Origin of the sequence: Thioclava kandeliae, assembly GCF_040297545.1 — a bacterium.
In the GTDB taxonomy this organism is placed as follows: domain Bacteria; phylum Pseudomonadota; class Alphaproteobacteria; order Rhodobacterales; family Rhodobacteraceae; genus Thioclava; species Thioclava kandeliae.
In genome coordinates this window covers 302,709-317,027 of record NZ_JAYWLC010000003.1, presented here as the reverse complement: position 1 = coordinate 317,027, position 14,319 = coordinate 302,709, and the positions used below count along the sequence as shown (strand labels likewise).

At 62.2% G+C, this 14,319-nt stretch carries 13 protein-coding genes; 5 read left to right on the top strand and 8 right to left on the bottom strand.

What is annotated here, in order from left to right:
- Positions 1-65 precede the first annotated feature (65 nt).
- Positions 66-1,025 carry a DMT family transporter gene (locus VSX56_RS06075; RefSeq protein ID WP_350935607.1) on the bottom strand — a complete coding sequence of 320 codons (960 nt, stop codon included), beginning with the start codon at positions 1,023-1,025 and terminating at the stop codon, positions 66-68.
- 126 nt (positions 1,026-1,151) lie between these two features.
- Between VSX56_RS06075 and VSX56_RS06070 the strand changes: the two genes are divergently transcribed.
- Positions 1,152-1,640 (top strand): Lrp/AsnC family transcriptional regulator, encoded by a 489-nt coding sequence (locus tag VSX56_RS06070; RefSeq protein WP_350935605.1) that lies wholly within the window; start codon positions 1,152-1,154, stop codon positions 1,638-1,640.
- Here the strand turns inward: VSX56_RS06070 and VSX56_RS06065 are convergent.
- Together VSX56_RS06065 and pdxR are read right to left on the bottom strand one after the other, a co-directional pair.
- Positions 1,637-2,548 carry an alpha/beta hydrolase fold domain-containing protein gene (locus VSX56_RS06065; protein WP_350935603.1) on the bottom strand — a complete coding sequence of 304 codons (912 nt, stop codon included), beginning with the start codon at positions 2,546-2,548 and terminating at the stop codon, positions 1,637-1,639. The genes VSX56_RS06070 and VSX56_RS06065 overlap by 4 nt on opposite strands.
- 68 nt (positions 2,549-2,616) lie before the next feature.
- Positions 2,617-4,062: a MocR-like pyridoxine biosynthesis transcription factor PdxR gene (pdxR, locus tag VSX56_RS06060; protein ID WP_350935601.1), complete on the bottom strand. Its 1,446-nt coding sequence runs from the start codon at positions 4,060-4,062 to the stop codon at positions 2,617-2,619.
- A 60-nt stretch (positions 4,063-4,122) separates the two neighbouring features.
- Here pdxR and VSX56_RS06055 point away from each other — a divergent pair, with 60 nt between their 5' ends.
- Complete coding sequence (locus tag VSX56_RS06055) at positions 4,123-4,773, top strand: pyridoxamine 5'-phosphate oxidase family protein (RefSeq protein WP_350935599.1); 651 nt, start codon at positions 4,123-4,125, stop codon at positions 4,771-4,773.
- A 67-nt stretch (positions 4,774-4,840) separates the two neighbouring features.
- Here VSX56_RS06055 and VSX56_RS06050 read toward each other — a convergent pair whose 3' ends face one another.
- The 5 genes from VSX56_RS06050 to araD all read right to left on the bottom strand — a co-directional run bounded on the left by VSX56_RS06050 (position 4,841) and on the right by araD (position 10,896).
- Positions 4,841-5,551, bottom strand: a complete 711-nt coding sequence (locus tag VSX56_RS06050) for a ribonuclease activity regulator RraA (RefSeq protein ID WP_339114985.1) — start codon at positions 5,549-5,551, stop codon at positions 4,841-4,843.
- Between the two features lie 25 nt (positions 5,552-5,576).
- Positions 5,577-6,617, bottom strand: coding sequence for an SMP-30/gluconolactonase/LRE family protein (locus VSX56_RS06045; RefSeq protein ID WP_350935596.1), 1,041 nt, complete (start codon positions 6,615-6,617; stop codon positions 5,577-5,579).
- A 74-nt stretch (positions 6,618-6,691) separates the two neighbouring features.
- Complete coding sequence (locus VSX56_RS06040; protein WP_350935594.1) at positions 6,692-8,221, bottom strand: aldehyde dehydrogenase (NADP(+)); 1,530 nt, start codon at positions 8,219-8,221, stop codon at positions 6,692-6,694.
- Between the two features lie 25 nt (positions 8,222-8,246).
- Positions 8,247-9,146 carry a dihydrodipicolinate synthase family protein gene (locus VSX56_RS06035; RefSeq protein ID WP_349295717.1) on the bottom strand — a complete coding sequence of 300 codons (900 nt, stop codon included), beginning with the start codon at positions 9,144-9,146 and terminating at the stop codon, positions 8,247-8,249.
- Between the two features lie 10 nt (positions 9,147-9,156).
- Positions 9,157-10,896, bottom strand: a complete 1,740-nt coding sequence (gene araD / locus VSX56_RS06030) for an L-arabinonate dehydratase (RefSeq protein ID WP_350935592.1) — start codon at positions 10,894-10,896, stop codon at positions 9,157-9,159.
- Between the two features lie 252 nt (positions 10,897-11,148).
- On the opposite strand from araD, the gene VSX56_RS06025 reads away from it, so the two are divergent.
- From VSX56_RS06025 to VSX56_RS06015, 3 genes are all read left to right on the top strand, one after another.
- Positions 11,149-12,192, top strand: coding sequence for a hypothetical protein (locus VSX56_RS06025; RefSeq protein ID WP_339114990.1), 1,044 nt, complete (start codon positions 11,149-11,151; stop codon positions 12,190-12,192).
- 109 nt (positions 12,193-12,301) lie between these two features.
- On the top strand, positions 12,302-12,721 hold the full coding sequence (locus VSX56_RS06020; protein WP_339114991.1) for a tripartite tricarboxylate transporter TctB family protein: 420 nt from the start codon (positions 12,302-12,304) through the stop codon (positions 12,719-12,721).
- 15 nt (positions 12,722-12,736) lie between these two features.
- Positions 12,737-14,254, top strand: a complete 1,518-nt coding sequence (locus VSX56_RS06015) for a tripartite tricarboxylate transporter permease (protein ID WP_350935588.1) — start codon at positions 12,737-12,739, stop codon at positions 14,252-14,254.
- Positions 14,255-14,319: the final 65 nt, after the last annotated feature.

The window sequence follows — 14,319 nt, the reverse complement described above, 5'->3', positions numbered from 1 at the left end:
CGCTCCGGCTATGGCGTTTTCTCCTCAATAGGCAAAGGCATGACCGGAGACGGTGACATTGTCACCTAGCTTTTGCATCGGTCCATCACAGGGGGGTGAGAAGGGCCGCTGCGTCCTGCGGTGCGGGCGGCCAGCGCCATGCCGCAAAAAACCATCGTAAGCCCCGCGAGGAAGATGCCCGACAGATGGTTTGACAGGAGGAGCACCGATGCCGCGATCCCGATCAGCGGCACGCCCAGCGTGAAATTCGACATCGCGAACGCCGAGATCCGGCGCCCATATTCGGCGGCGACCACAAAGCAGAGCGAGGTGGCGACAGGGCCGATGAAGACCAGCATAGCAGCCAGTTCACCGCTCCAGCGGATGCGGGAGGAAGGACCTTCGATCATGAGGGCCGCCCCGCCGAGGCACAGCGTGGCCAGCGCCATCTGCCATGGCGCGAGCGACAGGGCAGAGCCCTGCCATTTGTGGCGTTTCACATGCAAGATGACCCCCGACCATGCGACGGCTCCGACCAGCAGGAAGCCCGCGCCCATAAAGGCACCGGGCTGGCTCCAATCGGTCTCGAGTGGTGAGCAGACCAGCGCGATCCCGAAAAGCCCCAGCGCAAGCGCCAGCATCTGCCCGCGGTCGGGACGCTGGCCAAAGGCTGCCCAACCCAGAAGCAGCGTCCAGAGCGGGGTTGTATAGGCCAGAAGCACCGCATGGCTTGTGTCGGTGACCGTCATCGCGATCATGCCCAGACCGGTGAAGGTGGTCATCTGTAAGAGCCCCATGCTGAGCACGATCGGAAGATCGGCGCGTGCGGGCAGTTTCAGCCCGCCTTTCAGCCCGACGAAGGCAAACAGGCACAATGCCGCCGAGCCGAACCGGAACGCGGCCAGCCAGAGCGGCGGAATCTGCATCAGCGCGATCTGGGTGGCGGGCCAGCTGAGCCCCCATAAAAGCACCATCACCGACAGAACGGTGCCGGTGCGGGCCATCGGATGGGTGTGGAAAAACCGGGGAGCGGTGAGGGTAAGCATGCTGTGTCTCGAATGGATCTGTCTGCCCCCATTCTTGCGGAACCCGCGCGGTGAAATGCGTTTTTGTTTTCGGATTTTGCGATGCTATCGGTAAATCTGACCCGAATTGCGCCAGTGAGAGAAAAGTTGAACCGGAAACCCGCCGATCTGGACCAGGCCAGCCTGCGCATTCTGGATGCGCTGCAGCAAGATAGCGAACTCAGCAATGCCGAGCTGGCCGAGCGCGCCCATCTATCGGCCTCGCCCTGCTGGCGGCGGGTGGCGGAGATGCGCGAGAAAGGCGTGATCCGTGGCTCGGTGGCGCTGGTCGATCCGGTCAGCCTCGGGCTGATGGTCAATGTCTTCGTGCATGTGACGCTGGAGAAGCAGGAGAAGAAGACGCTGAAGACCTTCACCGATGCGATCCGCGACCGGCCCGAGATCATGGAGTGCTACCTGATGACCGGCTCGGAGGATTTCATGCTTCGGGTCGTGGTGGAGGATCTCTTCCGCTATCAGGATCTGGTGATGAATTTCCTCACCCAGATCCCCGGTGTCGCGAATATCTGGTCGAGCTTCGCGCTCGACCAGGTGAAATATACCACGGCCTTGCCAACCAGCCACCTCAGGGATTAATCCCCGCGCCGCAATGTCTCGCAGAAGAACCGCGTGACGCGGGCGATGATGTCCGGCTGATACCAGGGGCTGTCGCCATGCCCCGCACCTTCGACCAGAAAATAGCGTGCCGCGATCCCGTGCGATCCGAGCGCACGGTAGAGCTTGGCGCTCTGTTCGGGCGAGACCAGCCTGTCGGCGCTTCCATGCAGGATCAGGAAGGGCGGGGAATGGGGGCCGACATGACCGATGGGGCTGGCCGCGCGGGTCTTTTCGGGGGTGTCCTGCACGGTGGCACCGAGTGACGGGCCGAAAGCGGGGCCATTGACGATCAGCGCCTCCGTCACCGCGGGCGAGGCATGGCTTGCGGCCGCCTCTCGCGGCAGTCCGGCGCCGATATCCGACAGGTCCGAAATGCCGTAAAGCGTGACGGCAGCCTGCACGTCCGAAGGCTGGTCGAGATAGTCGCCGCGTTCATATTCCGCGCCGGTCACGGTCGCGGCCAGCTGCGCCATATAGCCGCCCGCACTGTCGCCCATCACGCCGATGCGGGAGGGATCGATCCCGAACGTCTCGGCATGGGCGCGCAGGAAGCGGATCGCGGCTTTCGCATCCTCGGCCTGGGCCGGAAAAACATCGGGCACAGTGCGGTATTCGGCCGCTGCCACCACGAAGCCAGCCTGCGCCAGCGCCATACGCATCTGCAGATATTTGTCGTGATCGGCGCTGGTGAAGCCACCGCCCGGAAAATAGAGAATGGCGGGACGGTTTCGGGCCTCAGCCTCGCGGATCACCGACATCCGCAACTGGCGGAAGCCTCTGGCATGTTTGATCTGCGCATAGTGTATGCCCGAAGTCATTTCGATCTTCGGGCTATCGCCTGCGACCTTGATCACTTCTGCGCCTCGGGTATATCCGTGCAGATCCATCCTGAACCCCTTCTTCATGTTCAGGAGAGTAGATAAGGGTGTGGGCGCGCACGGAAAGGGCGTGCAGGTCACAAGCCGTTGAGAGAGGCTGCCCGAAGGATATGGCCCAGACGGATTGCGGCCTCCGACAGGGTGTCCTCATCGAAGCCGGCATAGCCCAGAAGCAATCCTGAAAGAGGATCAGGCAGCTGGCAATGCGTGGACAGCGCGCCGATTGCCAGGCCTTGGCCGGTGGCCTCGGCGCAGATCGCGCGGTCGGTTACGACCTTGGCCAATGCAGGTTTCAGGGGCACACATAGATGCATTCCACCCATATCGGGGGCCAGTTCCACAAGATCGGCCACCGGAGCCAGCGCGGCCAGAAGATGCGCCTGCCTACGGGCATAGACCCTGCGCATCCGCCGCAGATGGGCACCGAACTCGCCCGATTGCATCAGCCGTGCCAGCGCGGGTTGCGGCGTGAGCGAGGCCTGTGCGCCAAGACGGCCCAGATGGGCGCGGGCCTCGGGCACCCGCGCCTCCGGCAGGACCATATAGCCCAGCCGCATCTGCGCGTTGAGGAGTTTCGAGAAGCTACCCAGATAGACCACCCTTTTGCCATCCAGCCCCGCCAGCGTGGGCAGGGGCTGGCCCCGATAGCGGAACTCGCTGTCGTAATCATCCTCGATGACCAGCCCGCCGCTGCGCTGAGCCCAGTCCAGAAGGGCCATCCTGCGCGGCAGGCCGAGGCTGCGCCCCGTCGGGTAATGGCGCGAGGGGGTCACGATGACCGCGCGGGCCTGCGGCGGGATCAGGCGGCTGTCGAAGCCCTCGACATCAATGCGGCAGGGCAGGGGGCGGCTGCCGGCGGCGATGAGCGCATGGCGCATCCGCGGCCAACCGGGGTCTTCTATGGCGGCGCAGGTTTCCTCGGGCAGGAGCCCGCGGAAGATGATCTCGAAAGCCTCGCGCGCGCCCGAGGTGATCACCACCTGTTCGGGGCGGCAGGCGAGCTGGCGCCATGCGCCCAGATGATCGGCAATCGCCGCGCGCAGGGGATACCAGCCGAACGGATCGGGCCGCGCCAGAAGGGCGGGCTCGGGGTTGCGCCAGGATTGGTCCAGATGGCGCGCCCATTGCGCATGGGGCATCAGCGACAGATCGGGGAGCGAGGTCTGGAAAGGAGGCCATGCACGGGGTGCGGGAGGCTGTGGCGGCGCGTGCACCTCGACGCGCGCCAGATGCGGCAGATCCTGCGCCACAAAGGTTCCCGCACCGCGCCGTGTCACCAGATAGCCTTCGGCCACCAGCTGGTCATAGACCATCTGCACCGTCATCCGCGAGACCGACAGCTCGGCCGCCAGCACACGGCTGGCAGGCAGCCTGAGCCCGCAATATTGCGCAGAGCTCAACACCTTGCGCCGCAGCCCGTCCATAAGCTGGCTCTGAAGCGTGTCGCGGGCGGCGGCATCGAGGCTCAGCCCGAACAGGTCGCGCTGCAGATTGGACTGGTGTGAATTGTCTGAATTGGTCATTTATCTATAACCAATATGCGGCGAGAAGGACTGGTGCAAGTAGCAGATTGGACCAATACCATGTCAGAGACCCTCCCCGTCACCGACCGCACCCGCCTGCGGCGCAGCCATACCCGCGGGCATTTCGACCGCGAGACGGTCAATGCCATCCTGGATGCGCAGCCGATGTGTTCGGTAGGCTATGTGATCGACGGCAAGCCGTTTGTGACGCCCACGCTCCAATGGCGCGAGGGCAACCATATCTATTGGCACGGCTCTGCGGCTTCGCGGGCGCTGAAAAATTCGCGCGATATGGAGGTCTGTCTCAATGTGGCCATTCTGGACGGGTTCGTGATGGCGCGCTCGGGCATGCACCATTCTGTCAACTCGCGCTCGGTCACGCTTTATGGCCGCGCCTTCAAGGTCGAGGATGATGCCGAGAAACACCGCAAGCTGGGCAATTTCGTCAACAGCCTCTTCTCCGGACGCTATGACATCCTGCGCCCCGACCATGCGCAGGATCTGAAAGCCACCATGGTTCTGGGGATGGAGATCAGAGAGGCCAGCGCCAAGATCCGCACCGGCGCTCCGGTCGACGAGGAGGCCGATTACGATCTGCCGATCTGGGCGGGTGTCATTCCGGTCCATATGCAGGTGGGGGAGCCGATCCCTGACCCGCGCAACCGCGAGGGGGTGGAACTGCCCGACCATGTCCGCGATTTTACCCTGTAAAACAAAGACACCCCCCTACATCCAAGGAGATGCAGGGGGGCTAACGCACTAAAACGTAAGGGGCGTTTTAGCGACCGTTCTTCTCGCGCCAGACCTTGAAATCGGCCTGATGCTGATCCTTGGTGCAGGGATAGAGACCGATGATCGTCTCGCCCTCTTTCACACGCTCGACCACGAAATCCTCATAGGCGGTCATCTCGACGGCCTCATCGGCAATCTCGTCGGCGATATCTGCGGGGATCACGATGACGCAATCCGCATCACCCACGATGATGTCGCCCGGGAAGACCGGCGCATCGCCGCAGCCGATCGGCTCGTTGATGCCGATTGCCTCGTTATTGGTGAGGTTGGTCGGGCTCGAGGGGCGGGTGTGATAGGCCGCGATCTCGAGATCCGCGATCGTGGCTGCGTCACGGAAGCCGCCATCGGTGACTACGCCGACGCCACCGCGCATCATCAGGCGGGTGATCAGGATGTCACCGGCCGAGGCTGCAGCGGCCTGCTTGCGGCTATCCATCACCAGAACCGATCCGGGAGGGCAGCTTTCGATGGCGACGCGCTGCGGGTGATCGGCGTTGCGGAAGCAGGTGATCGGGTTGCGGTCCTCGCGCGCGGGCATGTAGCGCAGGGTGAAGGCGGGCCCCACCATGTTCTTGCCCTTCCAGCCGACCGGATGCACGCCCTGGATGACCTGATTGCGCAGGCCGCGCTTGAAAAGCGCCGTGGCAAGGGTGGCCACCGAGACGCCCATCAGTTTCTCACGGGTTTCTTCTTTCATGATTGGGTTCCTTTCCGGAAGATGCTTAAAGCGGTTGGGCCGACCGTGTATTCACGTAGACGGCGTAGATCGAATGGCTCGAGGCCATGAACAGGCGGTTGCCGTATGTGCCGCCGAAACAGAGATTGGCGCAGCGTTCGGGCAGGTGGATATGGCCGATGGGCTTGCCCGAGGGGTTGAAGACCATCACCCCGTCCTGTGCTTCCGAATTGCCACCCTCGCCTCCGGTGCTGCCCCAGCCGCACCACAGGTTTCCATCCTCGTCACAGGCGATGCCATCCAGCGCCCCTGCGGTGAGTGCGGTGATATGGAGCCGCTTGTTTGCAAGCGTTCCGTCCTGAAGGTCATAGGCCCAGACAAGACGATCCGGCTTGGCACGGCCCTCGACGATATAGACAACCGTGCCTCCCGGCGCGAAGGTGATGCCGTTGGGGCCCTGCAGATCGGAGAGTGCGAGGCTGAGGGAGCCGTCGGGCGCAATCCGGTAGACGCCGTGATGGGGTTGTTCCTGCTCGGCCTTCTCGCCCTCGTAGTAATTCGAGATCTGGAACGGCGGGTCGGTAAACCAGACACTGCCATCGGCGCTCACGGCCAGATCATTGGGCGAATTGAGTTTCTTGCCCTCGTAACTGCCTGCCAGAACAGTGATCGTGCCGTCATGCTCGGTGCGGGTCACGCGACGCATACCGCCTTCGCAGGTGATCAGCCGTCCTTCGAGATCGCGCGCATTGCCATTCGACCAGCCGGAAGGCTGACGGAATGTCGAGGCCTGCCCGGTGACCTCGTCCCAGCGGATCAGTCGGTTATTGGGAATATCGCTGACCAGAAGATAGCGCCCGTCAGCCACCCAGACGGGGCCTTCCATCCAGCCGAAGCCGGTCGCCAGACGTTCGACGGACGAATTGAAAATACGGCATTTGGAAAATTCGGGGTCGAGGATCTCGACTGCCGGATCCGGATAACGCAGCGACGGGCTCCAGTCGCCGGCAAATGCGCGGCTTGTCATCAGCGTTGCCGCAAGGCTCAGGCCTCCGGTCAGGGCCGTTCTACGGGTAGGGTGGGTCATCCTTGCTCCTCCTCAGGTTCGGATGATGGTGCGGGGCGGCGTGGCTCCTCCTCTACGCCGCCCCGCAAGAGATCTCAGAGGTCCAGATCTTCGGGCAGGACGCCCTCGGGGATGTTCTGGAAGCAGACAGGGCGCAGGAAGCGGCGGATCGACATCGTGCCCACCGAGGTTGCGCCGAAATTGGTCGAGGCCGGATAGGGGCCGCCATGGACCATCGCATCGCAGACCTCGACGCCGGTCGGGAAGCCGTTCGCCATGACACGGCCCGCCTTGCGCTCGAGGATCGGCAGCAGACGGCGGCCAAGGGCGGCATCGCCCGCATCAAGCTGCATGGTCGCGGTCAGTTGCCCCTCGAAGCCGCGGGCAAGGCCCAGCATCTCCTCGGCGCTATCCACGCGCACCACCAGACCCAGCGGCCCGAAGACCTCTTCGCCCAAAGCGTGATCCTGCAGATAGGTCTCGGCATCGGTCTCGAAGAGAAGGGGCTTGGCTTCGCGGCCCGCATTCTCGTTCTCGACCAGCGGACGCACGGCATTGCGGCCCTCGAAGCGCGACTGGCCATCGCGATAGGTTTTGGCGATGCCTTCGGTCAGCATGATCTGCGGGCCGACTTCCTTCAGCGCCTTGACGGCAGCGGCGACAAACGCATCGCCATCAGCGCCCTTTTCCACCACGGCAATACCGGGATTGGTGCAGAACTGGCCCGCGCCCATGGTGAGCGAGCCCGCCCAGCCGGTGCCGATCGCCTCGCCACGGGCTTTTGCGGCCTCGGGCAGGACGAACATCGGGTTGACCGAGCCCAGCTCGCCGAAGAAGGGGATCGGCTCGGGACGTTGGGCGCAGAGGTCGAAGAGCGCACGGCCCCCACCAAGCGAGCCGGTGAAGCCCACGGCCTTGATGTCGGGATGCTGCACCAGCGCCGAGCCCACCTGACGGTTGCCGCCCTGGATCAGGCTGAAGACGCCTTTGGGCAGGCCACATTTCTCGACGGCGGCTAGGATCGCCTCTGCGATGATCTCGCCGGTGCCCGGATGCGCCGAGTGGCCCTTGACCACAACGGGGCAGCCTGCGGCCAGTGCCGCGGCGGTATCCCCACCTGCGGTCGAGAATGCCAGCGGGAAGTTCGAGGCGCCGAAGACGGCCACCGGACCGATCGGACGCTGGATCAGGCGCAGATCGGGGCGCGGCAGCGGCTGGCGGTCGGGCAGGGCCTTATCGTGGCGGATATCGAGATAGTCGCCCTTGCGGATATGCTCGGCAAACATCTTCAGCTGGCCAGTGGTCCGGCCCCGCTCGCCCTCGAGGCGGCCTGCGGGCAGCCCGGTTTCCTGCGTGCCGATCTCGGTAACCGCATCACCGCGGGCATTGATCTCGTCGGCGATGGTGTCGAGGAACGTGGCGCGCTCCTCGCGGGTCAGGTAGGCATAGGTCCAGAACGCCTCTTCGGCGGCTTTGCAGGCCTGATCGACCAGCTCGACGGTGCCGGTGCTGAACTCATGCGCGGGGCCGTGGGCCGGCTCGGAAGTGAAAGTGTTTTCGGTGGCGACCCACTCGCCCGCGATCAGGTGGCGGCCATGGGGTTTGAAGACTGCTTGTCCGTCCATTGGAATTCTCCTTTGGTGGCTAGAGTTAAAGAAGGCCGTTGGCGCTGAGGAAGCCACGCATCTTGGCCTGTTGTGTCTCGGTCAGGGGCCATGCGGAGGGCGCGCGGGTCGGGCCGCAATCGCGCCCCAGAGCCTGCAGCGCCGCCTTCACGCCCGTGACATTGGTCCCGTTCAGTTCTTCGGCACGGATGTCCTCGAAGGGCTTCATCTCGTTGATCAGCGCATTGGCCTTGGGGTAATCGCCTGCCTCCAAAGCGGCATGGATCGCCATCGAGCGCTCGGGCCAGATATTGATGAGCCCGGAGGTGAAGCCGCGGGCCCCGAGCGCATAGAGCGGCGGTGCCCAGACTTCGGCCAAACCGCAGACCCATGTGATCGACGGATCGCAGGCCTCGATGGCCGCGGCCATTTTCATCGGGTTGGGCGTGGCCCATTTCACACCCTTCACGCCCGGCAGGTCGCACAGCGCCTTGATGCCATCGGTGCCGATCGCATCATTGCGCAGATAGAGCATCAGGGGAAGCCCGCCCGAGGCCTCCGAGACCTGACGCACATAGTCCACCGTGCCGCGTGGCGAGACGAACGGGTCTGGCGGCTGGTGCACCATCAGCGCCGAGGCGCCTGCCTTGGCGGAGGCTTCGGCCAGACGGCAGGCATCCTTGATCCCGCGCCCCACGCCCGCCAGAAGCGGTGCGCGGTCGCCGATCAGCTGGGATACCTCGGCCACCATGGTGCAGGCCTCGTCGGTGGTCAGCGCGTAGAATTCGCCGGTATTGCCGTTGACGACCGGCATGTGCACACCTGCCTCCAGCGCCCGATCGAGTATCGGTTCAAGTTTGGCGGGCGCGATGTCGCCCTTGTCATCGTAGGGGGTCACGAGAATCCCCGAGATCCCGCCCAGAGCTTTGTCCAGATCGTGTTTCATGGGTGACTCCTCAGAAGATATCCGGCTCGGGCGCGTTGGCACCGAAATCGCGTTGCAGATAGTCGAAATCGCAGCCCTTATCGGCCTGGGTCACATGTTTGGAGAACATATAGCCATAACCGCGCTCGTAGCGGGGAGCGGGCGGGGTCCATTCGGCACGGCGGCGGGCGATCTCTTCCTCGTCCACCAGCATATCGAGGCGGCGGTTCTCCAGATCCATCCGCACGATATCGCCGGTCTTCAGAAGCGCCAACGGACCGCCGACATAGGATTCGGGCGCCACATGCAGCACGCAGGCGCCATAGGAGGTGCCCGACATCCGCGCATCCGAGATCCGCAGCATATCGCGGTGGCCCTGTTTGATCAGCGCCTTGGGGATCGGCAGCATGCCCCATTCGGGGAAGCCCGGTCCGCCCAGAGGGCCTGCATTGCGCAGCACCATGACCGTTTCGGGGGTCACCTCGAGGTTCTCGTCATCGACGGCTTTCTTCATTTCGGGATAGCTGTCGAAGACCAGCGCCGGACCTTCATGGTGATAATATTTCGGATCGCAGGCCGCGGGCTTGATCACCGCACCATCCGGGCAGAGATTGCCGCGCAGGACGGCCAGCGAGCCTTCTTTGTAGACGGGGTTCGACAGCGGACGGATCACATCGTCATTATAGACCTGCGCGCCCTCGAGGTTCTCGCCCATCGTCTTGCCGGTGACGGTCATGGCCGAGCAGTCGAGACGGTCCTCCATCTGTTTCATCAATGCGCGCAGACCGCCGGCATAGAAGAAATCTTCCATCAGATAGTCCTTGCCCGAGGGGCGGACATTGGCGATGAGCGGCGTGTTCCGCCCCAGCGCATCCAGATCGTCGAGCGTCAGATCGACGCCCGCGCGGCGCGCCATCGCGATCAGGTGCACCACGGCATTGGTCGAGCAGCCGGTGGCCATTGCGATGATGGCTGCGTTGCGTACGGACCCTTCGGTGATGATCTGGTCGGGCGTCAGGTCTTCCCAGACCATGTCCACGATGCGGCGCCCACAATCGGCCCCCATGCGCTGGTGATTGGAATCGACCGCCGGAATGGAAGAGGCGCCGGGCAAGGTGAGGCCCATCGCATCGGTGATCGCCGTCATGGTCGAGGCGGTGCCCATGGTCATGCAGGTCCCGGCCGAGCGCGCAATGCCACCCTGAATGCCGAGCCATTCCTGATCCGAGATATTGCCGGCGCGGCGCTCGTCCCAGTATTTCCATGCATCCGAACCGGAGCCCAGGATCTTGCCCGCGTAATTGCCGCGCAGCATGGGGCCGGCGGGCAGATAGATCATCGGCACACCTGCGGTGATGGCGCCCATCACGAGGCCGGGCGTGGTTTTATCACAGCCGCCCATCAGCACGACGCCATCAAGCGGATGCGCGCGGATCTGCTCCTCGGTCTCGATGGCCAGAAGGTTGCGATAGAGCATCGAGGTCGGTTTGTTGAACGATTCGTCCACCGAGAGCGAGGGCATCTCGACGGGGAACCCGCCCGCCTGCAGCACGCCGCGTTTCACATCCACCACGCGTTCCTTGAAATGCGAGTGGCAGGAATTCAGCTCGGACCAGGTGTTCAGAATGCCGATGATGGGCTTGCCGCGAAACTCCTCCTCCGAGTAGCCCAGCTGCATCATCCGCGAACGGTGGCCAAAGCTGCGCAGATCGTCCGGCCCGAACCAGCGCGACGAACGTAGGTCATCCGGTGACTTTTTACGAGTCGACATGAGTATCCTCCAATCCTCCTATTTGAGGTTATGTATGCGCATACATTTGACGATGTCAATCAATTTGGGCGATAATTTATTCACAGATAGATTGCTGGATTCTGATGCTTGACAGGATGGGGGAAAATATGATGAAGCTATATGTATGCGTATACATACGCTCGAACCTGCCGCCTGAGGAGACCGGCAGGTCGCCCAACTGGAAAAGATCAAACCGGAGAGGGCCGCCATGACGCGGTCTGGGAGGATTATATGAAACTGACACGCAGACTGATGATCGGCGCGCTGAGCGCGACGGCCCTGCTGACCCAGCCGATCATCGCATCGGCGCAGAACCTGCCGAAGAATATCCGCATGGTGATCGGCTCGAAATCGACGGGCGGCGATACCTATCAGATCTCGGCAATGGTCGCGGATGCCCTGTCAGAAAAGCTGGGTGTGAACGTCAAGGTTGACGCCGTGGGCGCAACGGCGGCCTTCAAGGCCCTGGAGCGCGACAAGCGTGGCACCACCATCATGATGTTCCACGACTTCGCCTATCTGGGAGAGCTTTATAAAGGTCAGGGGTTCGTCAATCCCTTCACCCATTTCGCTATCGGCCCGACCGTGGCGATCAACCCCGCCAACGCCTATCTCGTGGCGAAGAATTCGCCCTATCAGAGCATGGATGATATCCTGAAAGCGGCCGTCGATGGCACCCGTATCCGTGTGGCGATCCAGCCGGGTGGTGTATCCGAGCTGGGCTTCTCGGCTATGAAGAACGCAGCCAATGTGATGAAGGCGGGCGCGGGCGATAATATCGTCGCGGTCAACACGGGTTCGCAGTCGGACAAGAATCAGGCAATGTGGGATGGTCTTGCGGATGTGATCAATGGCTCGATCCAGTCGAACGAGCAGTTCACCCAGCTGCCCGCCGATGACCAGAAAGCCATGCGCTTCATCTGGCTGACCTCCGCGCCCGACACGCTGGCGCAGGCGCCCGAAGAAGGGATGGGCAAGCTGACCCGTGACGACATGCTCAAATATGCCTCGCCCCAGACGCATGTGCCGCTCAACGAGAACGAGGACTTCATCTTCGACAAGGAGTTCTTCTTCATTTACAACAAAGACACCGATCCGGCGATGATCGATGCCATCGATGCGGCGCTCAAGGAGATCTACGACGAGGGCGAGCTGCAGAAGAAAGAAACCGAAGCCTTCTTCATCCCCGATTTCAAGCCCTCCGCGCAAGCGCGTGAAGAACTCGAGAAGAAGCGCGAGCTTTACGGTAAAGTCATCAACGACATCTCGAACTGAGCCTTTCCGTGCTGCATCGACCGGATCCTTCATGGAGGGGTCCGGTTCCTTTCGTGTCGCTTGGGCACTGGTCGCGCAGGCGACAGGCTATCGGGATTAGGAGGTTCTCATGGGCGACCTGACACATGTCAAAATCAACTTCGAAACATCGCATCTGATCTTTCCGACGCTCATCGGGATCATTCTCGGCCTTCTGGGGCTGGCGATCGTGATCCGTGATCACAAGGCCATTCTGGCGTCGGGAACCTACTGGCGCCGGATCGCCTGCTCGATGGACAAGTTCCGCTTTTTGGGCACGATTGTCCTGACGGTGATCTATTTCTCGACCATGGTTCCGGTGGGAAATCTGTGGCCGAATACGGGGCTTGGCTTCCTGCTCTGTTCGATCCCCTATGTCGCGCTTACCGGTCTGTTGTTCATGCATGACCGTTCGCTGCGCCCCATGATCCCCGTGCTGATCGTGGCCGTGCTGGCCCCGACCATCGTCTGGTGGCTTTTCACCAATCTCTTCTTCCTGACGCTGCCCTGAGTTCTGGAGGCATAAATGTCGGATATATTCCAGTTTCTTACCCCGCTCTTCGTCCTGCTGATCCTGGGCGGCGTGTTTGTGGGGATCATCTTCGGGTCCATCCCCGGTATGACGGCAACCATGGCGGTGGCCGTCTGCCTGCCGATCACCTATTCGCTCGGCCTCAATAACGGTATGGCGCTCCTTCTGGGGCTCTATGTGGGGGGTATTTCGGGCGGTCTGGTGCCTGCCATCCTACTTGGCATCCCCGGCACACCTTCCTCGATTACGACAACGCTCGACGGTTATCCGATGGCCCAGCAGGGACATGCGGAAAAAGCGCTGAAGATCGGGATCTGCGCTTCGCTGGTGGGCGGTCTCGTCTCGCTTGTGATCCTCAACTTCTTCGCCCCGACACTTGCGAATTTCGCGATCAAATTCTCCTATGTCGAGAAGTTCCTGATCATCTTCTTCGCGCTAACCGTGATGGCCGCGCTCAGCTCGGATATGCTGATGGGCATCTTCTCGGGCGTTCTGGGCATCTTCATCTCGTTGATCGGCACCTATGACGTGACCAATGGTGGCAATGGCCACTGGCGCCTGATCCCGCCGGGCACAGAATACTGGCTTCAAGACGGCTTCTCGCTCCTGCCCGTGCTGATCGGGCTGTTCGGTCTGGCAGCGATCCTCGAGGAGGCGCAGATCGGTGTGCCGCCGGGCCTCAAGGGCAGCAATGTCGATGTAGGCAAGCGCGAGCGGTTCTCGCTCAAGGTGTTCAATGGTCAGTGGATCAACCTGATCCGGTCGGGATGTATCGGGACCTTCGTTGGCATTCTTCCCGGTGTCGGCGGATCTGCGGCCTCGATCCTGAGTTATTCCAACGCCAAGACCTTCTCGAAGCATCCCGAGCGTTTCGGCAAGGGCGAGCCTGCGGGTGTGATCGCTTCCGAATCGGGTAATAACGGCCTCACCGGCGGGGCTCTGGTGCCGCTCCTGTCGCTCGGGATCCCCGGTGACAGCACGACCGCGCTGCTGATCGGTGCCTTCACGCTGCAGGGCATTCAGGTCGGGCCGCTCTTTATCGGCAACAACCCCCAGACATGGGATGCGATCATCTGGGCAATGCTCATTGCCAATATCGCGATGTTCGTGATGATGTATTTCGCGATCCGCTATTTCGCAAAAGTCGTGATGATCCCGAAACATATCCTGTTCCCGATCATCCTGATGATGTGCGTGGTGGGCGCCTATACCATCAATTACGGCATCATGTTCGACGTCTGGACGCTGCTGATCTTCGGCATCTTCGGCTGGCTGATGTCCCGGCTCAAACTGGAGGTGGCTCCGTTCATCATCGGCTTCATCCTCGGTCCGTCGGCAGAGGTCTATTTCGTCAAGACGCTCGAGAGCTTTGGCGATGTGACGATCTTCTTCACCAAAAGCCCGATTGCGGTTGTGCTCTGGTTGATGATTATCGGCTCGATTGCAGGCTCGGTGTGGCTCAACCGCTCCGCATCCAAGAAGAAAGCCGAACTCGAGAACAAGGATCACTGATCCCCATTGCAGCGCTCTTCTCCGCGTAGGAATATAGCCGGTATGGATAAAGAGCCTGACACAGT